Source organism: Neorhizobium huautlense (assembly GCF_030811685.1).
Taxonomy (GTDB): domain Bacteria; phylum Pseudomonadota; class Alphaproteobacteria; order Rhizobiales; family Rhizobiaceae; genus Neorhizobium; species Neorhizobium huautlense_A.
The window spans coordinates 57,183-81,050 of sequence record NZ_JAUSRF010000017.1 but is presented as its reverse complement, the minus strand read 5'-3'; the positions used below and the strand labels follow the sequence as shown (position 1 = coordinate 81,050).

At 59.7% G+C, this 23,868-nt stretch carries 25 protein-coding genes; 13 read left to right on the top strand and 12 right to left on the bottom strand.

Annotation, left to right across the window (positions count from 1 at the left end; translation table 11 throughout):
* Window positions 1-64: 64 nt before the first annotated feature.
* The 7 genes from J2T09_RS21535 to J2T09_RS21505 all read left to right on the top strand — a co-directional run bounded on the left by J2T09_RS21535 (window position 65) and on the right by J2T09_RS21505 (window position 7,237).
* Window positions 65-1,645: a peptide ABC transporter substrate-binding protein gene (locus J2T09_RS21535; protein ID WP_306838327.1), complete on the top strand. Its 1,581-nt coding sequence runs from the start codon at window positions 65-67 to the stop codon at window positions 1,643-1,645.
* 116 nt (window positions 1,646-1,761) lie between these two features.
* Window positions 1,762-2,685, top strand: a complete 924-nt coding sequence (locus J2T09_RS21530; RefSeq protein ID WP_306838325.1) for an ABC transporter permease subunit — start codon at window positions 1,762-1,764, stop codon at window positions 2,683-2,685.
* Window positions 2,682-3,599, top strand: coding sequence for an ABC transporter permease (locus J2T09_RS21525; RefSeq protein WP_306838323.1), 918 nt, complete (start codon window positions 2,682-2,684; stop codon window positions 3,597-3,599). Before J2T09_RS21530 ends, J2T09_RS21525 begins: the two co-directional genes overlap by 4 nt.
* 1 nt (window position 3,600) lies before the next feature.
* On the top strand, window positions 3,601-4,608 hold the full coding sequence (locus J2T09_RS21520; RefSeq protein WP_306838321.1) for an ABC transporter ATP-binding protein: 1,008 nt from the start codon (window positions 3,601-3,603) through the stop codon (window positions 4,606-4,608).
* Window positions 4,601-5,611 carry an ABC transporter ATP-binding protein gene (locus J2T09_RS21515; RefSeq protein ID WP_306838319.1) on the top strand — a complete coding sequence of 337 codons (1,011 nt, stop codon included), beginning with the start codon at window positions 4,601-4,603 and terminating at the stop codon, window positions 5,609-5,611. Before J2T09_RS21520 ends, J2T09_RS21515 begins: the two co-directional genes overlap by 8 nt.
* 154 nt (window positions 5,612-5,765) lie before the next feature.
* Window positions 5,766-6,677, top strand: coding sequence for a sugar kinase (locus J2T09_RS21510; protein WP_306838318.1), 912 nt, complete (start codon window positions 5,766-5,768; stop codon window positions 6,675-6,677).
* Window positions 6,678-6,721: 44 nt separating this feature from the next.
* Window positions 6,722-7,237, top strand: a complete 516-nt coding sequence (locus tag J2T09_RS21505) for a hypothetical protein (RefSeq protein ID WP_306838315.1) — start codon at window positions 6,722-6,724, stop codon at window positions 7,235-7,237.
* A 54-nt stretch (window positions 7,238-7,291) separates the two neighbouring features.
* On the opposite strand, the gene J2T09_RS21500 is transcribed toward J2T09_RS21505, so the two are convergent.
* A complete protein-coding gene (locus J2T09_RS21500) occupies window positions 7,292-7,840 on the bottom strand; it encodes a fused DSP-PTPase phosphatase/NAD kinase-like protein (RefSeq protein ID WP_306838314.1) in 549 nt (182 codons plus the stop codon).
* Window positions 7,841-8,039: 199 nt separating this feature from the next.
* On the opposite strand from J2T09_RS21500, the gene J2T09_RS21495 reads away from it, so the two are divergent.
* Complete coding sequence (locus J2T09_RS21495; RefSeq protein WP_306838312.1) at window positions 8,040-9,080, top strand: glycosyltransferase family 4 protein; 1,041 nt, start codon at window positions 8,040-8,042, stop codon at window positions 9,078-9,080.
* Between the two features lie 333 nt (window positions 9,081-9,413).
* Here the strand turns inward: J2T09_RS21495 and J2T09_RS21490 are convergent, their stop codons facing one another.
* The 3 genes from J2T09_RS21490 to J2T09_RS21480 form a co-directional block, all read right to left on the bottom strand.
* Window positions 9,414-9,767 carry a hypothetical protein gene (locus tag J2T09_RS21490; RefSeq protein ID WP_306838310.1) on the bottom strand — a complete coding sequence of 118 codons (354 nt, stop codon included), beginning with the start codon at window positions 9,765-9,767 and terminating at the stop codon, window positions 9,414-9,416.
* A 348-nt stretch (window positions 9,768-10,115) separates the two neighbouring features.
* Window positions 10,116-11,540 carry a ribosome biogenesis GTPase Der gene (gene der, locus J2T09_RS21485; protein WP_306838308.1) on the bottom strand — a complete coding sequence of 475 codons (1,425 nt, stop codon included), beginning with the start codon at window positions 11,538-11,540 and terminating at the stop codon, window positions 10,116-10,118.
* 47 nt (window positions 11,541-11,587) lie between these two features.
* Window positions 11,588-12,259, bottom strand: a complete 672-nt coding sequence (locus tag J2T09_RS21480; RefSeq protein ID WP_306838305.1) for a tetratricopeptide repeat protein — start codon at window positions 12,257-12,259, stop codon at window positions 11,588-11,590.
* 229 nt (window positions 12,260-12,488) lie between these two features.
* On the opposite strand from J2T09_RS21480, the gene J2T09_RS21475 reads away from it, so the two are divergent.
* Together J2T09_RS21475 and J2T09_RS21470 are read left to right on the top strand one after the other, a co-directional pair.
* Window positions 12,489-13,529 (top strand): polysaccharide deacetylase family protein, encoded by a 1,041-nt coding sequence (locus J2T09_RS21475; protein WP_306838303.1) that lies wholly within the window; start codon window positions 12,489-12,491, stop codon window positions 13,527-13,529.
* A gap of 54 nt (window positions 13,530-13,583) precedes the next feature.
* Entirely contained in the window at window positions 13,584-13,937 is a 354-nt protein-coding gene (locus J2T09_RS21470; RefSeq protein ID WP_306838300.1) for a VanZ family protein, read from the top strand.
* 81 nt (window positions 13,938-14,018) lie between these two features.
* Here J2T09_RS21470 and sbmA read toward each other — a convergent pair whose 3' ends face one another.
* The 4 genes from sbmA to J2T09_RS21450 form a co-directional block, all read right to left on the bottom strand.
* Window positions 14,019-15,299, bottom strand: coding sequence for a peptide antibiotic transporter SbmA (gene sbmA, locus J2T09_RS21465; RefSeq protein WP_306838298.1), 1,281 nt, complete (start codon window positions 15,297-15,299; stop codon window positions 14,019-14,021).
* A gap of 128 nt (window positions 15,300-15,427) precedes the next feature.
* Window positions 15,428-16,600 carry a YbfB/YjiJ family MFS transporter gene (locus J2T09_RS21460; protein WP_306838295.1) on the bottom strand — a complete coding sequence of 391 codons (1,173 nt, stop codon included), beginning with the start codon at window positions 16,598-16,600 and terminating at the stop codon, window positions 15,428-15,430.
* 114 nt (window positions 16,601-16,714) lie between these two features.
* Window positions 16,715-17,470 (bottom strand): type I methionyl aminopeptidase, encoded by a 756-nt coding sequence (gene map / locus J2T09_RS21455; protein ID WP_306838293.1) that lies wholly within the window; start codon window positions 17,468-17,470, stop codon window positions 16,715-16,717.
* A 53-nt stretch (window positions 17,471-17,523) separates the two neighbouring features.
* A complete protein-coding gene (locus J2T09_RS21450; protein WP_306838291.1) occupies window positions 17,524-18,585 on the bottom strand; it encodes an LLM class flavin-dependent oxidoreductase in 1,062 nt (353 codons plus the stop codon).
* 301 nt (window positions 18,586-18,886) lie between these two features.
* On the opposite strand from J2T09_RS21450, the gene J2T09_RS21445 reads away from it, so the two are divergent.
* Genes J2T09_RS21445 through J2T09_RS21435 form a run of 3 tightly spaced genes read left to right on the top strand, consistent with a single transcriptional unit; the run spans window position 18,887 to window position 20,221 of the window.
* Window positions 18,887-19,336, top strand: coding sequence for a hypothetical protein (locus J2T09_RS21445; RefSeq protein WP_306838289.1), 450 nt, complete (start codon window positions 18,887-18,889; stop codon window positions 19,334-19,336).
* Window positions 19,336-19,989: an OmpA family protein gene (locus J2T09_RS21440; RefSeq protein ID WP_306838288.1), complete on the top strand. Its 654-nt coding sequence runs from the start codon at window positions 19,336-19,338 to the stop codon at window positions 19,987-19,989. Before J2T09_RS21445 ends, J2T09_RS21440 begins: the two co-directional genes overlap by 1 nt.
* Window position 19,990: 1 nt before the next feature.
* The gene (locus tag J2T09_RS21435; RefSeq protein ID WP_306838286.1) at window positions 19,991-20,221 is read left to right on the top strand and encodes a hypothetical protein; all 231 of its coding nucleotides are present in this window, start codon (window positions 19,991-19,993) and stop codon (window positions 20,219-20,221) included.
* Window positions 20,222-20,324: 103 nt separating this feature from the next.
* Here the strand turns inward: J2T09_RS21435 and J2T09_RS21430 are convergent, their stop codons facing one another.
* From J2T09_RS21430 to J2T09_RS21415, 4 genes are all read right to left on the bottom strand, one after another.
* On the bottom strand, window positions 20,325-20,786 hold the full coding sequence (locus J2T09_RS21430) for an SRPBCC family protein (RefSeq protein ID WP_306838285.1): 462 nt from the start codon (window positions 20,784-20,786) through the stop codon (window positions 20,325-20,327).
* 118 nt (window positions 20,787-20,904) lie between these two features.
* Window positions 20,905-21,666, bottom strand: coding sequence for an ABC transporter ATP-binding protein (locus J2T09_RS21425; protein ID WP_306838283.1), 762 nt, complete (start codon window positions 21,664-21,666; stop codon window positions 20,905-20,907).
* Complete coding sequence (locus tag J2T09_RS21420) at window positions 21,663-22,703, bottom strand: FecCD family ABC transporter permease (protein WP_306838281.1); 1,041 nt, start codon at window positions 22,701-22,703, stop codon at window positions 21,663-21,665. Before J2T09_RS21420 ends, J2T09_RS21425 begins: the two co-directional genes overlap by 4 nt.
* Entirely contained in the window at window positions 22,700-23,722 is a 1,023-nt protein-coding gene (locus J2T09_RS21415) for an ABC transporter substrate-binding protein (RefSeq protein ID WP_306838277.1), read from the bottom strand. The genes J2T09_RS21420 and J2T09_RS21415 overlap by 4 nt, the downstream gene beginning before the upstream one ends.
* Window positions 23,723-23,868 lie beyond the last annotated feature (146 nt).

Below are 23,868 nucleotides of genomic sequence, written 5' to 3'. Positions count from 1 at the left end.
TGTCGGAAAACGGGAACGTGAATGAAAAAGAGGCTTAGAAGCCTTAGAAAGGTGGGGGTTTCCCATGTATCACTTCAGCAAGAAGTTTTTGGCGACGGCAATGTTTGGCGCATTGCTGGCCTGTTCAGCGCATGCCGCGACGCTCAACATCCACAATGGCGGCGACCCGAAGTCGCTTGATCCACAAAAATTGTCAGGCGACTGGGAGAACCGCATCGCCGGCGACATTTTCGAAGGTCTCGTGACGGAAGACGCCAAGGTCAACCCGATCCCGGGCCAGGCCGAAAGCTGGACGGTGTCCGACGACGGCCTCGTTTATACGTTCAAGCTGCGCGACGGCATCAAGTGGTCCGATGGCCAGCCCGTCACTGCCGGTGACTTCGTATTCTCGTTCCAGCGCCTGATGGACCCGAAGGCTGCGGCGGACTACGCTTACCTGCAGTACACGATCAAGAATGCTGAAAAGATCAACAAGGGCGAGATCACCGATCTGAACGAGCTCGGCGTCAAGGCGATCGACGACAAGACGCTCGAGATCACCCTTGAAAACCCCACCCCCTATTTCATCAACGCGCTGATGCACTATACCGCCTATCCGGTGCCGAAACATGTCGTTGAAGCCAAGGGTGCAGACTGGGTGAAGATTGGCACCATCGTCACCAATGGCCCCTACAAGCCGACCGAATGGATTCCGGGTTCACACGTCACCACCGTCAAGAACGACCAGTATTACGGCGCAGCCGACCTGAAGATCGATGGCGCCAAATTCTTCGTCCTCGAAGACCAGGAAGCCGCACTGAAGCGTTACCGCGCCGGTGAATTCGATATCCTCACCGATTTCCCCACCGACCAGTATGACTGGATGCAGAAGAACCTGCCCGGCCAGGCGCATGTCGCTCCGTTCTCGGGTCTCTATTATTATGTCATCAACTCCCAGAAGGGTCCGACCGCCGACAAGCGCGTCCGCCAGGCACTGTCCATGGCGATCAACCGCGAAGTGATCGGCCCGCAGATTCTGGGCACCGGCGAACTGCCGGCCTATTCCTGGGTTCCGCCGGGCACTGCAAACTATGGCGAGCCGGCTTACGTCTCCTGGAAGGACGAGCCCTACAAGCAGAAGGTCGAAGAGGCCAAGAAGCTCATCACCGAAGCCGGTTTCGGCCCGGACAAGCCGCTCAGCATCGAGCTGAAATATAACACCAACGACAACCACAAGCGCATCGCCGTTGCGATCGCCGCCATGTGGAAACCGCTCGGCGTCAACGTTCAGCTGATCAACGCCGAAACCAAGGTCCATTACGACCAGTTGAAGCGCGGTGACGTTGAAGTCGGTCGCGCCGGCTGGCTCGCCGACTACAACGACCCGGACAATTTCCTCAGCCTGCTAATGACCGGTGTCGCCAACAATTACGGCCGCTGGTCGAATGCGGAATTCGACAAGCTGATCAAGGACGGCAATGCCGAAAAGGATCTGAAAAAACGCGCCGAGATGTTCAAGAAGGCCGAACAGTTGGCCCTCGATGACAGTGCCGCGCTGCCGATCTACTACTACGTTTCCAAGAACGTGGTTTCTCCGAAAATCTCTGGCTTCGAAGACAACGTGCAGGATACCCACCGCACGCGCTGGCTCTCGATCAAAGAATAACAGGGAGTCCAGGCTCTTTTGCCTTTCAGCGTCGTGTGCGTTTATCGTGCACGACGCTGTAGCGCTTTCAGGCGTTGCGGTCATACCGAGGCGAAAAGACCCGATCCGAACCAATCATGCTCAGTTACGCTTTCCGTCGCCTGCTATCGACGATCCCGGTCTTGTGGATCGCCGTAACGGCCTGTTTTTTCGTTCTCCGTCTCGCGCCCGGTGGCCCGTTCGATGGTGAACGCTCGCTGCCGCCGGCGATCCTGCAAAACCTCGCGGCCCACTACAATCTCGATAAACCGCTGATCCAGCAGTATTTCTACTATGTCAGCGACCTTCTAAAAGGCGATCTCGGCCCATCCTTCACGAGCGAGGATTTTAACGTCGCACAGCAGATCATGGTCGGCCTGCCCTATACGTTCACGCTCGGCATGACCGCCTTTGTGCTCGCCATCGTCATCGGCGTCGCGGTCGGCTGTCTTGGGGCGCTCTATCAGAACAAGATGCCGGACTATGTCCTCGGCGCGATGATTCTGGTGGGCGTCGTGTTCCCGAATTTTCTTATCGCTCCGATCCTGCAGCTGGTGTTCGGCATTCAGCTGGCATGGCTGCCGGTCGGCGGCTGGGGTGATGGCTCGCTGAAATTCCTCGTCCTGCCGGTCGTCGTCATGGCGCTGCCGCATGCGGGCCGCATCTCGCGCATCACCCGTGGTTCGATGATCGAGGTGATGAACCAGAATTTCATCCGCACCGCCAAGGCCAAGGGCATCGGGCCCCGCCTGACGGTCATGCGGCATGCGCTGAAACCCGCCATGATGCCGGTCGTTTCCTATCTCGGCCCGGCGGCGAGTTACCTTCTCACCGGCTCGCTGGTCGTCGAAAGCATTTTCGGGCTTCCCGGCATCGGCCGTTATTTCATCAACGCCGCCCTCAACCGCGATTACGGCATGGTTCTCGGCACGGTCATCTTCTACATGGTGCTGATCGTCTTCCTGAACCTCATCGTCGATATCGCCTATGCCTGGCTTGACCCGAAAGTGAGAAACAGATGATCCTCAATCCCGCAAAACGAGAGCTGCTCGCAGCAGAACTGCTGGAAGCGGAAGGTCTTTCCCCGGAAGGTCGTTCGCTTACCAAGGACGCGATGCGCAGGCTCTGTCGCAACAAGGCAGCGGTCGTCTCGATCGTTGTCCTGGCGCTGCTCATCCTCGCCGCCTTCATCGGCCCCTATCTGATCCCGCATAATTACGAGGACCCGGACTGGGCCGCATTCCGCGCGCCGCCCTCCTGGGAAGACGGCCATTATTTCGGCACCGACCCGAACGGCCGCGACCTGCTCGCCCGGGTGCTTTACGGCACCCGAGTCTCGCTCGCCGTCGCCTTCGTCGCCACGCTCGTTTCGGTGGTGATCGGGGTGCTTTACGGTGCCATTTCCGGCTATTTCGGCGGACGGCTGGATTCGATCATGATGCGCTTCGTCGACATCATGTACGCCCTGCCCTACATCCTCTTCGTCATTCTGCTGATGGTCATTTTTGGCCGCAACGTCTATCTGCTGTTCGCAGCGATCGGCGCGCTGGAATGGCTCACCATGGCCCGTATCGTGCGCGGTCAGACCCTGTCGCTCAAGAACCGTGAGTTCATCGAAGCCGCCCGCGCGTCGGGTCAAAAACCGCTGAAAATCATCACCAAGCATATCATCCCGAACCTTGTCGGACCGGTGGTCATTTTTGCCGCCCTCACCGTGCCGGAAATCATCGCGACCGAGAGCTTCTTGTCCTATCTCGGCTTCGGTGTGCAGGAACCGCTGACCTCGCTCGGCACGCTGATCGCGGAAGGAACCGATGCCATGGAAAGCATGCCCTGGCTGCTCGTATTCCCGGCCATCTTCCTCGTCTCGCTTCTGCTCAGCCTGCTGTTCATCGGCGACGGCCTGCGCGATGCGTTCGACCCGAAGGATCGCTGACATGACAGACCAGACGCAAAAAGAAGTCCTTCTGGAACTGAAGGACTATTCGATCACCTTCAAGACGCCGGATGGCGACGTGAAGGCCGTGTCGAACATGAACCTCACCGTCCGTCGCGGCGAACGTATCGCCATCGTCGGCGAATCGGGTTCCGGCAAAAGCCAGACATTCCTCGGCATCATGGGCCTGCTCGCCAAGAACGGCCAGACCTCCGGTCAGGCACTGCTGGAAGGCCGCGACGTGCTGGCGCTGAAACCCCGCGAACTCGACAAGGTGCGCGGCAAGGACATGGCCATGGTCTTCCAAGACCCGATGACCGCCTTGAATCCATCTCTCAAGATCTCCCGGCAACTGACGGAACAGCTTGAGATTCATCGCGGCTTCACGGCCCGCGCGGCATCTGTGGAGGCGCTCGACATGCTCAAGCGTGTCGGCATCCCTGACCCGACCCGCCGCTTCAACCTCTACCCGCATGAACTGTCGGGCGGCATGCGCCAGCGCATCGTCATCGCCATGGCGCTTCTGACCAAGCCGAAGCTGCTGATCGCCGATGAGCCAACCACGGCCCTCGACGTCACCATTCAGGCCCAGATCCTCGACCTGTTCAACGATCTGACCGCCGAGATGAACACGGCGCTCTTGATGATCACCCACGATCTCGGTGTCGTCGCCGGTCTCGCCGACCGTGTCGCCGTCATGTATGCCGGCAACATCGTCGAGGAAGCCCCCGTCGACGAGCTGTTCGAAAAGCCGGCGCATCCCTATACGGCAGCCCTGCATGCGGCGATCCCGCGGCCCGATCAGGATGTCGATGAACTGGTCGTCATTCCCGGCCGCCCGCCGAACCTGCAGCATCTGCCAAAGGGCTGCAATTTCTCGCCGCGCTGTCCTCAGGTACAGGACGACTGTATTGATCGTCCGCCACAGCTCGAAACATTGGCGCCGCAACATTGCGCCGCCTGTTTCCACCCCTTCCCGCGTCGTGAGGAGCTGTTGACCCATGCTTGATCAGACAAGTTCCGCTCCGACCCTGCTCAAGGTCGAAAACCTCACCACCCAGTTCGAGATCGAGGCAAAGTCCTTCTTCAAGAAACCTTCGGTTCTGACGGCCGTCAATGACGTGTCGTTCGAACTGAAGGAAGGTCGCACGCTCGGTATCGTCGGGGAAAGCGGCTGCGGAAAATCCACGCTCGGCCGTTCCATCCTGCAACTCATCCGCGCCCAGAAAGGCCGGGTCGTCTGGCAGGGCAAGAACCTGCTCGACCTTTCGGAAGAACAGATCCGCATGGCCCGCCGCGACATGCAGATCATCTTTCAGGATCCGATCGCCTCGCTCGATCCACGCATGACGGTGGGCGATATCATCGCCGAACCGCTCACCGTGTTCGAACCGAAACTCAGCCGTTCCGAACGTTTGCAGCGCGTGCAGGATATCATGGCGGCGGTCGGTCTCGTGCCGGAAATGATCAACCGCTATCCGCACGAGTTTTCCGGCGGTCAGGCACAGCGTATCGGCATTGCCCGCGCCGTCATTACGCGGCCAAAGCTGATCGTCTGCGACGAGCCGGTTTCGGCGCTCGACGTGTCGATCCAGGGTCAGGTCATCACGCTGTTGCGCAAACTGCGCAAGGAATTCGGCCTCACGCTGATCTTCATCAGTCACGATCTTTCCGTCGTGCGCCTGATCTCGGATGATGTTCTGGTGCTCTATCTCGGTCGTATCGTCGAGGCCGGCGATTGCGCCACCGTCTTCAGCGCGCCTGCACACCCATACACGCAGGCACTGTTTTCGGCAGCTCCGATTCCGGATCCGAAACTGGCGCGTCAGCGTTCACGCATCCGCCTGCAAGGTGATCCACCATCCCCGATGAACCCGCCGCCGGGCTGCCCTTTCCAGCCGCGCTGCTGGAAGGCAACGGATATCTGTCGCACCAAGATGCCGCCGACGGAACTGGTGCGCGCAGGCCAGTCGGCCGCGTGTTACCACATGGATCTGCCGGCGGAGGCTTAAGGCTTGCTCCCTTCTCCCCGTGCGCGGGGAGAAGGTGCCGGCAGGCGGATGAGGCGCAAAAACCTCAATCGCGGCGTCTGCGGTAGCAACCACCCTTGCCTCCCCCGTCCTCATCGCGTATCGCCAAATGACGAAAATTGTTGGGAGAACGGTTTTGGGCGGAAAGTTTCTATCGATCGGCGAATGCATGGTGGAACTGTCGCAAGCGGGTGACGGCCTGCTGCGCAAAGGTTTTGCCGGCGACACGTTCAACACCGCCTGGTATTCCCGAGCCTGCCTGCCCGCCGACTGGTCGGTCGATTATTTCACGGCTCTCGGCGACGACCCGATGTCCGACGAAATGCTGGCGATGATGGCAAAGGCCGGCATCGGTACTGCCCAAATCCGCCGCATTCCCGGCAAAACACCGGGTCTCTACCTGATCACGCTGAAAGACGGCGAACGCACCTTCAGTTACTGGCGCGACACCGCCGCCGCCAAAAAGCTGGCCGATGACGCGAACCATCTGCGCGCGGCGATTGAAGCCTCCGACATCGTCTATTTCTCCGGCATCACGCTCGGCATCCTGTCCTCGGAAGCGATCGACACGCTGTTGTCGGAACTGCGCCGCGCAAAGGCATTGGGCAAGATCGTCGCCTTCGACCCGAACATTCGCCCGCGCCTGTGGGCCGGAAAAGACATCATGCTGAAAACGATCGAAGCCGGCGCACGCGCCGCGTCTCTCGTCCTACCCAGCTTTGACGATGAAAAGGTCCATTTCGGCGATCCCGACGTGGCCGCCACCATTGCCCGTTACCATGTGCTTGGCGTGCCCACGGTCGTCGTCAAGGACGGCCCGGGTGGCGTAACGCTAAGCTCTGGCACGGAGGTGCAGCATGTGCCCGCCGTCGAGGCAAAGACCGTAGTCGACACGACCAGCGCCGGCGACAGTTTTAACGGCGGTTTCCTGTCACGTCTGCTGACCGGCGCGACGCCGGCGGAAGCAGCAAGCCATGGTGCCGCCGTGGCGACAACAGTCATCGGCCATCATGGGGCATTGATCGATCCTGGATTGTTGCCGCGGTAAATCCAGACAGGCGTTTCTCTTCACCAGAACAGGCAGGAAAGCATATGCGCACCGCGTTGACCGGAATTATCCTGGCAAGTCTCGTGATCGCCGCCCAAGCGGATCCGCTGACGAACTGGCAAAAGGCGGATGCGCAAGCTCAGCAGGCCTGGCAAAAGTTGCCTTTAACAGCACAAAATGTGGTCTTCGCGGACCAAGAACCGACCAGTTACGGCATGTACGAACCGCGAAGCTCGGACGTATTCAAACCCACTGACACGCTCATCACCTACGCAGAGCTGCTAGGACACACTTGGAAGCCGCTACCGGATGGCAAGAATGAGCTGGCGTTGACCGTAGATCTGACCCTCGGGGACACCAAGGGTGAGATCATACGGGAAGAGAAAAAATTCTATCAGTCTTCCGTTTTCAGCTATCGAACCGGACGTGAGTTCTTTCTGAACATCGAACTGTCCCTCACCAACGCGCCCGAAGGCGATTACATGTTGACCTACACGGTGCACGACGAAAACAGTGGCAAGACCACCAGCTTCGATCAACCTTTCAAAATAAGAAAGTAGTCGCCTCGGGTCTGAGCGAAGCTGCGCAAACGCTTGGTGCGTTCGCTCACCACCTCAAAATCCGATCGTCTCCTCGAACTTGTCCCATGACTGCCACATCGCATACCGGCCGATGCCGGGTATCGGCACATGGCCGTAATAGGGTGACAGCTGCAGCTGCGAAAAAATCTCGCTGCGCTGCGCGACAGCCCCGACATAGATCGCCGACGCAAGGCCGGTGCGGTTGGCGCCGTGTTCGCAATGGATCAGGATCGGCTTTTGCGCGGTGCGCATGATCTCGGCCAGTTCCTCGCTGTCCGAAACGGGAAGAACGTCTGCCGAACTGATCGGATAGTCCACCAGCGTCACACCATTGCGCATGGCGGCCGCCTTTTCTTCCGCATACCAATCGCCGCGCTTCTCATTGCGCAGATTGATGATCGTCTTGATACCATGGCGGCTGACAAGACTATCGATCTCTTCCGACCCAGGCTGACCGGAGCGATAAAGCTCGCCGGCGATCACCTCATGCTCGTTTCCAAGAAGTTGATTGACGCCCATATGGATGCCGGCAGCAGCAACGCCTGCCAGAAGCGTCAAACCGATCGTCTTGAAAATACGCATGAATATAACCAACTCAAAATCACGGAAAACACATAGGCGCCCGCCGGACCCGATGCAAATCACAGTAGCGTCACGCTTGGGTAACGGCCCGACATGCGCTTGTCACACAGCTCGGCGATAGAACACCCAGCCAGCAACAAGCGCCATGAGTCGGCGAAATTGCGGCAAACAGACGGGCAAAAGGGGTTTTAGGCCGGTCATGACCAGAATTACCATCGTATCCGATGCCTGGTATCCGCAGATCAACGGCGTTGTCCGTTCGATCGAAAACACCAATCGCGAACTCATCCGCATGGGCGTGGACGTGACGATGGTGACACCGCAGGATTTCTCCAGCGTGCCCTGCCCCACCTATCCGGAAATCCGGCTCTCGGTCGCCACCTACTGGCAGGTTGCCGCCGCCATCAAGGCATCGGGCCCGACGGCCGTGCACATTGCCACGGAAGGTCCGCTCGGCCTGATGGCGCGCCGCTGGTGCCTGAAGAACGACATGCCGTTTTCCACCAGCTATCACACCCGCTTCCCGGAATATGTGGCGGCGCGTTTTCCCATCCCGCTACATTGGCTGAACGCCTTCGTGCGCTGGTTCCACAATGCCGGAAACGGTTGCATGGTGGCGACCGCCAGTCTCGAGCGCGAACTGGGCACGATCGGCATCAGAAACCTTCTGCGCTGGAGCCGCGGCATCGACCAGACGGTGTTTCACCCGATGGATCAGGACGACCGCCCGTTTGACCTGCCGCGGCCGATCTTCATGACGGTTGGCCGTGTGGCCGTGGAAAAGAACCTGCCGGCCTTCCTCGATCTCGACCTGCCAGGCTCGAAAGTGGTGGTCGGCGACGGCCCCGACCGTGCCGAATTGCAGCGCAAATATCCGCACGTGCTGTTTACCGGAACGAAAACCGGTGAAGAGCTCGCCCGCGCCTATGCGCAGGCTGACGTTTTCGTTTTCCCGTCGAAGACAGACACTTTTGGCAACACGATACTGGAAGCACTGGCGAGCGGCGTGCCAGTTGCCGCCTATCCGGTCATGGGGCCGGTCGATATTATCGAGGACGGTTCCGGCGCCGGTGCGCTGAATGAAGACCTGCGCGAGGCCTGCCTCGCGGCGCTCACATGCTCACGCGTGGACGCACGCTCTCATGCGCGGAAATTCACCTGGGAAGCGGCCTCGCGGCAGTTTCTGTCGAATGTATTGAAGGCACAGACGTCCAAGGCTCTTCCTGCGCCTGCCGAGTGAATTGCTCACCTGATATGGGTGGGGCGCTCACAGCAAAAACACTGCAGAAACCGGTCCCGCAGTGTCCATGGTCTACATCCGGCAAAGCTGGATATCAGCTGATATTCTCGTCCCGCCAATGGAAGAACAACACGCTTCCGATGCCCAGACAGATGGCGGCGACAAGACCTGCAATGATCATGGATTTCCTCCTCCCATGGATCGACAAGGCTTGGAATCCCCTCCCAGAGTTACAAGCCATGGGCGCAGTCGAACACAGACGCACCGAAATAGCAAGCGGAGGCCCGCGCCCTCCGTCCGCATCCGTCACGACGACGTGCTCAAGACAGCACCTCAGAACACCGTGACGGCCACCCGGTCGCGAAACACGGTCAGTTTTTCGCGGCCCTTTGTCGTTGCGGTAAACTTGATGCCGCGTGCCGGCACCACCTTGCCGCATTTGCGGCTGCGCACCGTGCCGATGCCCCCATCGGAAAACGTACCGGTGGCAGAAACCGGCAGTTTCGCCACCACATCCTCCCACTCGGGTGCCGGATCGGCGCAGTTCTTCCCGCGCACGCCCTTCACCAGCAGTTCCTTGCCGGGCTTGATCGCGATACTCGGTCGATAGGTGAAGGCTGCCTCTTCCGCCAATACGGACGTCGCGGAAGACATGCCAAGGAAGATCGCAAAAGTCATGCGAACCATTTCATTCCCCTCTCTGCTGGCGTCATGCCAGAGCTGGCTCACAGCCCTTAACCCTGTGAACCGGTTGAACATATCCCGTGCCCCGGCGCGTGATTGCACACAGACCAAAGCAAAATTATGCCGGTATGGAATTATGAATGTGGATGAGAATGCGAGATGTCGCCGAACATGACTGCAGCCGGATCATCAGCATCAATCGCTCATGCGGGTGCGGCGGATGAAATCCACGCTGCACGGCGTCATGATGCGACAATCGCAAAGCCTCGGCCATATCGGCGGGGGCATATCAGCGAATTTAAAAACACGCGTCACCACCCATACGGGTGACGCGTGCAAATTTTAAAGCGGTCAGCGCTTTCTGCGGCGGCCTTCGAACGGATTGTCGCCCGCCTTGAAATGGATGCGGATCGGCACGCCCGGCATGTCGAAATCGGTGCGCAGATTGTTGGTCATGTAGCGCACGTAACTTTCCGGTAGCGCATCGGGGCGCGTGCAGGAGACCATGAAGGCCGGCGGACGGGCCTTCACCTGCGTCATGTATTTCAGCTTCAGGCGGCGGCCGGAAACAGCCGGTGGCGGATGTTGCGTTGTCGTCTGGTCGAGCCAGCGGTTGAGACGCGCGGTCGAGATGCGCTTGTTCCACACCTTGTCGGTCTCGACGATGTTCTGCATCAGCTTGTCGAGGCCATACCCGGTCTGGCCGGAAATCGGCACGGCGCGAATGCCGCGCGCCTGTGGCAGCAGACGTTCTGTCTTTTCGCGCAACTCGGCAAGCACCGCCTGCGGATCCTCGATCATGTCCCACTTGTTGAAGGCGAGAACGGCGGCACGGCCTTCGCGCAGAACCAGATCGGCGATCTGCAGGTCCTGCTTTTCGAACGGGATCGTCGCATCGAAGACGATGACGACGGTTTCGGCAAAACGGATCGAGCGCAGCGCATCGGCAACGGAGAGCTTTTCCAGCTTTTCCTGCACGCGCGCCTTGCGGCGCATGCCGGCCGTGTCGAACATTTTGATCGTGCGGCCGCGCCAGTCCCATTCGACGGAAATGCTGTCGCGGGTAATGCCGGCTTCCGGGCCGGTCAGCAGGCGGTCTTCGCCGAGAAAACGGTTGATCAGCGTCGACTTGCCGGCATTCGGGCGGCCGACGATGGCCACGCGCAATGGCAGGGTTTCGTCATAGCCGATTTCGGCATCATCGTCCTCGTCGTCGAAATCGCTGTCGCGCACGTCGACATTGGTCTCGGCTTCATCGACCTCTTCCGGGAATGCCGCCTCTTCGCCGATTGCCTCGACGATCGCGTCACGCAGGTCGATCATGCCCTGACCGTGTTCGGCGGAGATCGGAACCGGTTCGCCGAGACCGAGCGTGTAGGCGTCGTAAAAGCCGCCATCGGAACCCTTGGCTTCCGACTTGTTGGCCACCAGCACGACCGGCTTGCCGCTGCGGCGCAGCAGTTCGCCAAAGGTCTTGTCGAGCGGCGTTAGACCCGACTTGGCATCGACCACGAACAGTGTCAGGTCGGCCTCGTCGATGGCGGCTTCCGTCTGGGCGCGCATGCGGCCTTCGAGCGTATCGGCACCGGCTTCTTCGAGACCGGCGGTATCGATGATGGTGAAGCGCAGGTCGACGAGCTTGGCATCGCCCGGACGACGATCGCGGGTCACGCCCGGCGTGTCATCGACGAGCGCAAGCTTCTTGCCGACCAGCCGGTTGAACAGCGTCGACTTGCCGACATTCGGTCGTCCGACGATGGCGACGGTGAAGCTCATGTGGTTTCTTTCTCTTTTTGGGCGCGTTCAGCCGGTCTGGCTAAAAATCAGGGCGCCTTGCCGGATGCGGCGATGTTGTCGAGCATGATCTGCGCGCGGCTCGCGACATTGCGCGGCGCGTCTGCAGCATTGGTGATCTGCGTGAACCAGTCCTTGGCCTGCTTCATGTTGTCGGCCTTGTAAGCGGCAAGGCCCAGCACTTCGCGGGCAGAATGGCGCAGCGCGTGGCCGTCGCTGGTCAGCACTTCGGCTTCGGCGGCAACCTGATCGTAACCAGCGGTATCGACCAGAAGGAAGGCGGCGCGCAGCTTGGCGACATCGCGAACCAGCACCGGGACGGCATTATCCTTGGAAATCGCCTGGAAGCTCGCGATGGCGGCAGCCTTGTCACCCTTTTCGGCCTGAAGGGCCGCAGTGCGCAGCTTGGCCAGAACCGGATAGGAACCGGTGCCATCCTTTTCGATCTCGGCAAAAGCGGCCAATGCCTCGTCGGCCTTGTTCTCACCGGCGAGATTGATGGCCGCGATGAAGCGATCACCGGAGGCCGAGGCATTGTTGGAATGCCAATATTCGTAACCGCGATGACCGGCGACACCAACGACAAGCAGAACCGCCGCGCCGATGAAGACGCGACCAAAACGTTTCCACGCCTTGTTCATCTGCTCCGAGCGCAGTTCGTCGTTCACTTCGCGAATGAAGGTGTCGTCGTTGTTTGCCATACCAGTCTCCGGCCGCCGGGCCTCTGAATGCGGAAAGACCGCCTTCTAGCGTATTTTGCCGCTCATGTAAGGCCCTTCGTGCAATTCACGAAAGCTTGTTAACGCCCAACGTGCAGGATGAGGCAAGGACGCGGCCCAAATTTTGTCACCACGCACAAAGCTTCGCCGCAATCTCGACGCAGAAGCTTCGTCCATAAATGTATCCGAAAATGATTTTCGACAGGTTTTTATGTCCAGCGTATCGTCACTGCTCGCCCGCACCCTGCTTGCCGTCCTGCCGGCTGCATGCCTCGCATCCACGGCCATTGCCGGCGAAAAACCGAAACAGCTGGTGCTGATTTCCTTCGATGGTGCCGGCAACAATGACCTTTGGCAGCGCAGCCGCGATATCGCCAAGCGCAACAACGCCCGTTTCACCTATTTCCTTTCCTGCACTCTAGTCATCGACCGCGCCTCGGCAAAGACCTATCAGGGGCCGGGACAAAAGCCGGGCCGCTCCAATATCGGCTTTGCCCAGACCAAGGAGGAAGCCCGCATTCGCCTCGGTCACGTCTGGCAGGCGAAGCAGGAAGGCAACGAGATCGCCAGCCATACCTGCGGCCATTTCGATGGCGGCGAATGGACGACACAGCAGTGGATGCAGGAACTGACGACGTTTCGGACGGTTCTGGCCAATGCCTGGGTGGCCAATGATGCAGCGGAACAGGAACCGACCGGCTGGCGGGATTTTGTCAAAACCGGCATCCAGGGATTTCGCGCACCCTATCTCAGCCAGGGCCCGGCCTTGATGAAGGCCGAACGGCAGGCCGGCTTTGTGTATGACGCCAGCCCCGTGACGAGAGGCCCGGAAATGCCGAAGGAAAAGGACGAGGTTTTCCGTTTCGGCCTGCCGACCATTCCGGAAGGCCCGCAGCAGCGGCAGATTATCGCCATGGACTACAACCTGTTCATCCGCCACTCGGCCGGCATCGAAAACCCCAGCCGCTCGGCGGAATTCGAGGAACGCGCCTATTCCGCATTCAAGGCCGCCTTCGACAGGCAGTATGAGGGTCAACGTATTCCATTGCAGATCGGCCTTCATTTCGTCGAGATGAATGCCGGAGCCTATTGGCGGGCAATGGAACGGCTGGTGACCGAAGTCTGCGGCAGGGAAGATGTCGCCTGCGTCACGCATTCGCAAGCCATGGCCATGCTGTCCGAGCCGGCGACGACCACGTCTGCCAACCTGCGGCCAACACTTCCCGTCTCGGCGCCGTCCTCAGGTCTTTAACCACGCACGGCGATAGGGTTTTCCAACACAGCCCCGCCGGAATAAGACAGCGGCATGACACGAAAGATCCTGAAAATCCTGCCGTGGTCGGCGCTGGCCTTCGTGGTTTTTGCCACCGTCTCGCCGATCGAGATGCGGCCGCACGATCTCCTGCCGGTCAATGTCGACCGCGCCGGCGCTTTCGCCGTGATGGCATTCCTGTTCGTGATCGCCTATCCGCGCCACTGGAAACTCTGCGCCCTGCTGCTTCTCATCGGTGCCGGCGGCATCGAGCTTTTGCAGTTTCTCGCACCCAGCCGCCATGCGCACGCCCATGATGCCTTGATCAAGGCAGGCGGCGCTGCGATCGGCTGCGTTATCGGCTGGAGCGTCAACCGTTTTCGCGGACGGCCTGCCGCACTGTCGTAAATTTTCTTCGCCGATCACAAAACAAAACCGCGCCGGATTTTCGGTCCGGCGCGGTCACAACGGCTGTGATCCGGTGGGCGATCAGGTCGGCTTGTTCGCCGCCATCTCGCCGCCTTCGGCCTCGCGCTGAAGATAGTTCTGGTCGATGACCGGCAGCGGCTGATCATCGATGGCGGCTTCAAAAGCAACCAGACGCTTGCGGATCGACAGAAGCTCGATGATCGTTGACCACGAGCTGACCAGATACTGAAAACTGTCACTGACCTGGCCGAAGGCCGTCGCGATCTGCTGCCAGATACCCATGGTGATCTTCGCCGCAACAATGGTCGGGATCAGCATGAACGTCAGGATGATCGCATCGAGCTGGCCAAACGTATAGCGCGCGACGTTGAAGTACAGGTAGTGCCAGTACATGCGGAAATAATTCTTGCGAACGTTGGAAAACAGTTCGCGCATGGTCGGCGGCTGGGCGCGGTCTTCGTGGTCTTCACCATAGACCAGTTCCTTACGGAACGCGGCCTCGACACGCTGATTGCGGAACTGCAGGCCGGGCAGCTTGATGCCGACCACGGCGAGCAAAACGGTACCGAAAACCGACCAGAGGAGTGCCAGCCAGAACAGCGAATGCGGGATGGCGCCGAGCAGCGGAATTTCGGTGACATGCACCGACATCTGAAACAGCAAGGGCAGGAACACGACCAGTGTCATGATCGAATTGATGAGAACGACGCCGAGACCCTCGACGATCGTTGCAAATCGCATCGTGTCTTCCTGAACACGCTGCGAGGCACCTTCGATGTGGCGCAGCTTGTCCCACTTGGACAGATAGAAGTCGTTCATCGCCGTGCGCCAGCGGAAGACATAATGGCTGGTAAAGTAGGCGGTGATGACGTTCATCGCCACGCCAACCATGCCGATTTCAAGGAACCGCAGTTGCAGGTCATAAAACTGTCCGGCGGTTATGCCGGGCTGCTTTTCAAGCGCGCGCTGGAAAAGATCGAAGAACGGCCCGCGCCAGTTGTTCAGCGCCACCGAGATCTGCACGACAAAATAGGCGATGAAGATGATGAAGGCCGATCCCCAGATGGACCAGTTCGACCACGGGTGATCCCGGTCGATCACCTTCCAGACACCTCCGAAGATCAGGACGAAGATGGTGAAATAGAGATAGAACCAGAGATTGTCAGGGCTGACGAAGTAAGCCAGCCCGAGCGGTGCCTGCTGCCCGGCGGCAAGCGGCGGCATGCCGAGGGCCGCGCCCATCTGCGGGCCGGCGGCGTACCAGACAAAGATACACACCGCCGTCCACAGTGCAGCAGATATGAAAAACAGTTTCGGTCGGGGGAAAAACGAGTGGAACACGGAGAAGCTGCTTTCCTGAGTTCGAATCTAACAACGGTCGGGGCGACCTCTAAGCGCGAAACTAAGGCAAGTCCAAGGGGGCGGCAATGGCTCTTGGCCTTTGTTACCCATTTGTAACCATGGACATTTTAGCTGCGCTCACGCACCAGCGGCAAGGACAGCGCAATCGCTGCAACCAGCACCACAGCGGCAAGCAGCGACGGCGCGGTAAAGCTGCCGGTCCGCTCGGCCACAAAACCGGCAACCAGCGGCCCGATCATCTGCCCCGTTCCGAAGGCTGCGGTGACGACCGCGATGGCACGGCGCGGGCTTTGCGGTGCAAAACGGCGGCCAAGCTGCAGGCCAAATGCGGTAATCACCATGAAGGTCGCGCCCAGCAGTAAGCCGCCCACCAAGGTGCCGGCCACTGGTGGCAGTTCGACCGAGGCGACGACGCCCGCCAGAAGCACGAGGATGGCGGCAGTGTAAGCACCGCCGAGACCGATACGGCGGGCGATCGGGTTCCAGACGAAAAGCGAGATCGCCGCCGCGCAACCGGCCACGAACCAGACGAGAAACTCGACCATCGGCCCGGTATTGCCCATCCGCGCGATGGCGACGAGGAAGGTGGCGGTGATGACATAACCGAAACCGTAAATACCATAGGACAAGACGGTCAAAAACAGTGGCAGGCGCCAGACAAGCGGTGGCTCCGCCACCGCTTTCGCGTCCATCGCCGGTTTAGGCAGATGACGTTGCACGAAAAAGAAGATGCCGAGCACCACGGCGGCGGAAGAAAACCAGTCGAAACGCCAGCCATGCGCGGCATCACCGCTCAACGCGTTGACCGCCAGAACCAGAACGGAGGACAGAGCGATCCCGACACCCACACCGCCGAAATGCAGCATGCCGATGGTCGGCCGTCTTGCCGCATGCATCATCACGATCGAGGAGGTGAACAGCATGGCAAGCGCGCTCGCAGCACCCGCCAGAAAGCGGATGATGGTGAAAGCCGTAACGGACGTGGTCAGCCCCATGGCCGCCAAAAACACCGCACTGGCCAAAAGCCCGGTAAGAGCGACAATGCGCTCCCGGCCCGCTGCCCAGCCGTAGGCCGAGGCGATGGCGCCGAGCAGATATCCGGCAAAATTGCCGGCAGCGATCGTGCCGGCATCGGCGGCTGAAATGGGTATGCCTGCGATCATGCCGGGCAGGATCGGCGTATAGACAAAACGACCAAACCCCATGACGCCTGCCATGGCGGCAGCGCCGGCAAGGCCGATCCAGAGTGATGACGAGTGGGAAGATGTGGAAGAGGACATGAGCGGCTTATCGCACCGGGCACTTTGGCTGACAAACCACAAATTCTGATCGCCATGATCAGAAAGGGTCAGCACGTTTGAGGCGCCGTCATGGACAGCGCCTCGTCAAAAAAATCAATTCGGCAGCGTCAGGATGATCGGGCCGTTGCGTGTCACAACAATTGTGTGTTCGTATTGCACGGTCGGCGCGCGCGGATCGCTATAAAGCGTCCACGGGTCACCATTGCCGCCATCTTCCGCCCAGGTGCCGCCAAGCGACAGGAACGGCTCGATGGTGAAGACAAGCCCCTCTTCCATGATCCGGGTTTCATCCGGATCCGGCCATGTCGAAATTTCCTTCGGCTCCTCATGCAACGAGCGGCCGACACCGTGGCTGGCGAGATTGCCGATCAGCGTATAGCGGTTCTTGGCCGCGAATGCTCCGATGGCATTGCCGATGCCGGCAATCGGCTTGCCGGTTTTCACCTGCTGTAAACCGGTCCACAGCGCGCGACGGCCATCGCGGCAGAGCTTTTCGATCTGCTTGCTGACCGGCGGCACGGCAAAGGAAGAGCCGGTGTCGCCGAAAAAACCGTCCTTGACGGCGGATACATCGATATTGACGAGATCACCGGCTTCGATGCGGCGATCGCCGGGAATGCCATGCGCCACTTCCTCGTTGACGCTGATGCAGGTCGCACCCGGAAATTCATAGCAGAACTCCGGCGCAGACTGCGCGCCATTGTCTTCCAGCACCTTGCGGCCGATGATATCGAGTTCGCGCGTGGTGATGCCCGGTTCCAGCGCCTTTGCCATGGTTTCAACGGCCACGGCGCAGAGACGCCCGATATCCTTGAGCTTCTGCAGCTCCTCTTCGGTGGTGATCACCATTCTTGAACTTTTCCTATCATCGTATCGGCAGCACCTCCCCCAAAGCGCGCTTTTCAGGCAGTCGGTTTCGCGCCATCGGCCGATCCGGTCAATTCCTTTCTGACGAGAGGAGCTACTTTCGTGCCGTAAAGTTCGATGCCGCGCATGATCTGCGCATGCGGCATCAGCCCGATCGCCATCTGCAACAGAAACCGGTCGTTCCTGAACACCCGATGCGCCGCGACGATCTTTTCCGCCACCACTTCCGGCTCACCGAGGAAAAGGTTGCCCTGTGGCCCGCGCGCCGCATCGAAATGCGCCCGGCTGGTCGGCCCCCAGCCGCGCTCGCGGCCAAGCCTGTTCATCACCTCAGCCTGCGGACCATAAAACTGCTCGGCAGCCGCCTCCGTCGTATCGGCAATGAAACCATGGACATTGATGCTGGTCTTCAGCGCCGCCGGATCCTGCCCCGCACGGCGCGCCGCCTCGCGGTAAAGATCGAACATGGGTGCAAAGCGGCGATACTCACCGCCGATAATGGCGATGGCGAGCGGCAGGCCCATGGCCCCTGCTCGCGCCACCGATTCCGGCGTGCCGCCGACGGCGATCCAGATCGGCAGCCTGTCCTGCAACGGCCGTGGGTAAACGCCACGGGCATTGATCGGCGGCCGCAGCCTGCCTTCGTTCCAGCTCAGCACTTCCTGGTCGCGGATGGCGAGCAGAAGATCGAGCTTTTCGGAAAACAGCTGATCGTAATCGCCGAGATCATACCCGAACAGCGGAAAGGATTCGATGAAGGAGCCGCGCCCCGCCATGATTTCGGCCCGGCCATCGGAGAGGAGATCGACGGTGGAGAACTGCTGGAAAACCCGCACCGGCTCATCCGAGGAGAGCACGGAAACGGCACTGGAAAGCCGGATGTTTTTCGTCCGCACTGCCGCCGCAGCCAGAACCGTCGAGGGCGACGATACGGCATAATCGGCGCGGTGATGCTCACCCAGGCCAAACACGTCGAGACCGACCTGATCGGCCAGTTCGATTTCCTCGAGCAGGTCCTTCAGACGTCGATGCGCTTCCGCACCCTTGTTTTCCGCATTCGGATCGACATCCGCAAAAGTATAAAGGCCGAGTTCCATTCGCTCACAAATCCGTTGCTGTTCATGCTCACATAGATACTGACGACGCCTGGCACAAATGCGAAACTTTCGAACGCAAGTTTCGAAGATTTCGATGGGCGAAACGATTCCGATTTCAGAAGGTTGCGGCAGCGGGCGGATTCAGCATGGCAAGAGCGTGCGGCCGCGAGATGTCTCCCAAACATCACACAGGAGCGGCTAAATCCCATAAAAATATACTGGCCCGATGAAATAAAGCGATCGGCTCCTATAACCACCGGACAAGGAATAAATCCGCGTTGATTTTAGGGAGTTACTTCGCATGCTGAAAGCCTCCGCCATTGTTCTGGCGCTTCTTCTTCCCACCACGGTTCTCGCCGAGGAACGCACCGTCACCATCAAGGGTGGACAGGTCAGCACTGAGGTCGGCCTCACCGTACAGGTAAAGTCCATCAAGCTCGGCGAAGACGCCACGACCGTGCGCCTGCTCGCCAGTTTTGACAGCCAGGCGACCAATTTCATCAACATGAACGACGAAGAGAACGCCTATCTCGCCTGGGGCGATGCCCCCGAACAGCGCCTGCACATGCGCATGATCGGCGAAAACAAGTGGATGCGTGTGATCAACGGCCAGACGATGGAAGGCGATCTCGTGTTCCCCGGCTCCATTCCCGAAGATGCGGAAAAGCTGACGCTGGTGTTCAATCCGGGTCAGGACGGTGATGACACCAATGCTCCGGGCGTGACCGTACCGCTGGATCTCAATCCCTGATGCCGGCGCGCCTTTCCGCCCTCGCCACGGCAGGCATCGCGCTGATGCTGCCGGTTTCGGCTCTGGCCTATACGGTCACGACCGGTGCCGCCCCGGTCGGCGAAACGCCTTCGCGTTTCGAGCAGGCCGAGTTCCCGGCCTCGCGTTTCGAACCACGACCGCAGGCAAGCACAGCCACTGCTTCCAGCGGAAGCTCGTCCTTTGCGCTGAAGAACATGGACGATGTGACCCGTGTGAAAACCGAGGCCATTCTGTCGGCGCTCGGCGCCCGGCAGGAGGGCAATCGCATCATCGTCGCCCTGCCCGCCGATGTGCTGTTCGATTTCGACAAGTCGGACATCCGCCCGGATGCGCGTGCCGTGCTCGGGCAATTGTCCGGCATCCTGCTCGCCATGCCGAAATCACCGGTGGGCATTACCGGCCATACCGATGCCAAGGGCAGCGACGACTATAACCAGCGTCTTTCCGAGCAGCGCGCCACCTCGGTGCGCAAATGGCTGGCGCAGCTCGGTGTAGCCGACCGTCGCATGACCACATCCGGCAAGGGCGAAGCCGAACCGGTCGCGCCCAACCAGAATGCGGATGGCAGCGATGATCCCGGCGGTCGCCAGAAAAACCGCCGTGTCGAATTTGCCATAGGAACAGGAGACTGACATGGCTCTCACCACCTGCCCCGATTGCGCCGGCCAGGTCTCGGACAAGGCGATTGCCTGCCCGACCTGCGGTTACCCGATGATGCAGGCAAAGGGCAAAAGCGGATGGCCGGGCATGCTCGGTGGCGTCGCCGGCACCTATATTTCTGCCCAGGCCGTCGTTACGATCGTGCTCGGCAGCGTCATGATGCTTGCGTTTGCGGCAATCATGATCGCCGCCATCATGCGCTGAAACGGACAAAATGGCGGGCGTTTTTACGCCCACCACCTCCTTCGAAGCAACTGAATCGATATCGCAACTCACTCCGACAAGTGTCTGCAACGACTCGAAAAAATCAGAATGTCTTGGCGACGTCCGCCATCTGGCCGGCAACCACACTCCAGCCCTCTTCAAAACCCATCTGCTTGTGGGTTTCCATATCCTCTTCCGTCCAGTGCAGCGCTGTCGCGGTGTAACGCGAGCGGCCGTTGCCGAGATCCTCAAACTCGATGATGCCGGTCATGAACGGTTTTTCCGACGGCACCCAAGCCGACGTATAGGCATCGGTAAAGACGAGTTTCCTGTTCGGGATGACGTCGAGATAGATGCCGGGATTTTCGAAACGCTCGCCGTTCGGCCCCTCCATGACGATCATGCTCGAACCGCCGGCGCGCAAATCCATATGCGCCTCGGTAACCTTCCACGGCAGCGGGCAGAACCATTCGCCATACCGTTCCGGCGTCGTCCACACCTTGAAGAGCTTTTCGGCCGGCACGTCGAATTCACGCACGATCTGCAGCTGGTATTTGGCGGTCATGATCTCTTCCTCCTGAGTTTCAAAAAACATCGCATCGGATGATGAACCTAGGACGAAGCAGAACAGACGGAACCGACAGCGGCAAAGTTTTTTCTTCGCACGGTGCTGAAAAAAGCATTCAGCGAAGATAATGAATATGCGGCCGGTCATGATGCGGCGAGGTTTCCACCCGCGCCTCGACACAGAAGACGTCCTTCAACAGACCCTGCGTAAGGACATCTTCCGGCGAACCGGTCGCCACAATCTTGCCCTGTTGCATGATGATGAGTTCGTCGCAAAACATCGCCGCGTGATTGAGATCGTGCAGGGCGATGATGCTGGTGATAGGCAGGCCGGAAACAAGCCGCATCAGGCTGATCTGATGCTGAACGTCGAGGTGGTTGGTCGGCTCATCAAGAATGAGCTCTTTCGGCGATTGCGCCAGCGCACGGGCGATATGCGCCCGCTGCTTTTCACCACCAGACAGGCTCTGCCAGCGGTCATTGCGTTTCGCCATCATTCCGGCGCGGTCCAGCGCCTCTTCGACAGCCGTATCATCGACCTTGGACCAGCCTGAAAACATAGACCGATGCGGGAAACGCCCGAGCTTCACCACATCGATGACGGACAGGTTGGCGTTGGTGGTGGCGTGCTGCTCCACGAAGGCAACACGTTGCGCCATCGCCTTGCGGCCGATGCTGCGAATATCCCTGTCGTCGAGCGTAACGCTGCCCGAATGCGGTGTCTTCAATCCGGCAAGAAGGCGCAAGAGCGAGGTCTTGCCCGATCCGTTGGGACCGAGCAGGCCGAGCATCTTCCCGGGTTTCGCCGCAAAGGATACGCCGTCGAGAATTGTCTTGCGCCCGATCTTCCAGACGAGATTGTCGGTTTTGATACTCATGACGCGCGCTGGAACCGGTAGAGGATGACGGAAAAGAACGGTACGCCGACAAGCGCGGTGACCACACCGATCGGCAGGACCTGCTGCGGAATGAGCGCACGAGAGGCAATGTCCGCGAGAATCATGAAGATGGCACCGACAATGGCGCAGGCCGGCAGCAGACGGATATGCAGCGGACCGACAACATAACGGGCCGCATGCGGCACAACGAGACCAACGAAACCGATCGTGCCGACCATGCTGACGATGGTCGCCGTCATCATCGCGGTCAGCGCAAACAGGAGAATGCGTGCGCGCCCGACATTAACGCCGAGCGAAGACGCCGCCTCATCACCAAAGGCAAAGGCATCGAGCACGCGGGCGTAAAACAGGCAGACGATCAGGCCGAAACCGACAATGACCGACACCAGCATGAATTCCGGCCAGCGCACGCCGCCGAAACTGCCGAGCAACCAGAACATCACATCGCGCGCCTGTTGCGCGTTACCGGCCGTGGTGACGACATAGGACGTGGCGGCATTGAACAGCTGCGATGCGGCTACGCCTGCAAGAATGGTGCGGTCGGCGCCTCCGCGCGTACCGTTCGAAAGCAGTGCGACGAAGAAGAAGGCAGCGAATGCGCCGGCAAAGGCACCGGCCGACAGTGACACCGTTCCGGCACCGAGGCCAAGAATGACGATGGCAACCGCACCTGTGGACGCACCCGCCGAAATGCCGAGCACATAAGGTTCGGCCAGCGGATTGCGCAGCAGCGACTGCATGATCGCGCCCGAAAGCGCCAGACCCGCACCGCAGAATGCCGCGACAAGCGCCCGGCTGAGACGGTAATCCCAGATCACCGTTTCATGGATGCGATTGAGTTCAATCGCCGTCCAGCCCAGCCGGTTGGATATGGCCGCATAGGTGGTCGAAAGCGGAATCGGCAGATCGCCGATACCGACACTGATGCCCACGACAAGCGCGATGGCGGCAAGCGATGCCAGCAGCAAAGCTGCCAGCACCGCCAGATGCCGGATTATGCGGCCACTTTCACTCACTTGAGGAGACCAAGAGCTTTCATCTGCTCGGCGACCTGCTCGGCGCCGTAGATCGTGCGCACGGTCGGGTTCATCGCCGCACCGTCCATAACGAAAATGGCCTCGTTCTTGACGGCATCAAGTTGGCTGACAGCCGGGTCGGTGGTCAGGAAGTTGATCTTGGCTTCCGGCTTGTCGAGTTCCCAACGGTTACGGTCGAGACTGGCAACAACGATGACATCCGGGTTGGAAGCAATGATGCTTTCCCAACCGAGCGTCGGCCATTCCGCTTCGGCGTCGATGGCGTTTTTGCCGCCAAGCACATCGGCGATAAAGCCGGAGGCGCCGTTCTTGCCGCCAAGATAGGCGTCGGCGGATGGCGACGGGCTGGAGAACCAGAAAACGTAGGAAAGCTGCTTGCCATCCTTCGAAACGCTCGAACGCAGGGCGGCTTCGCGCTTCTTGAAGTCAGCGATCACGGCCTCGCCGCGGTCGGAAACGTCGAAGATCTCAGCAAGCTCTTCGATTTCCTTGTAGAGCAGATCCATGGTCCACATCTGGTCACGGCTGCCATATTCGTTCTTGACCTTTTCGGTCGAGAGGCAGGTGCTCGGAGAAATGTAGCTGGCCACGCCGACCTTGTCGAAATCCTCGCGCTTGGCGACCTTGCTGGTGGGGCCGATCAGGGTTGGCAGCGATGCGGCGACAAAATCCGGGTTCTGCGCCAACAGGCTTTCGAATGTCGGGAATTCGACGGTCAGAAGCTTGACCTTGGCATTGGCCGCCTCGAGCTGCGGCAGCACCTTGGTCGGCCAGAATGCCGTGCCGACCATCTTGTCTTCAAGGCCGAGCAACAGAAGGATTTCCGCGCTGTTCTGACCAAGGCCGATTGCCCGTTCCGGCGCCTTCTCGAAGGTGACCTGCGCTCCGCAATTGTCCACTGTCAGAGGGTATTTGGTCGAAGCTTCGGCAGATGTGACAGCAAAACCGATTGCGGCACACAGGCCGCTGGCGGCCAGAAGGGATTTCATTGCATTCACGAGGAGAGTTCCTGTTTAGGAGATGCGAAAACGTTGGCGCCCTATAGACTCATCTCGCCGACACAAACAAGAGCATTGCAATCATCTTTCGACAAAGCTGATATTTTTCAAGGCTCAAGATCACAGAAGATGCAGCGTTTCTGTCT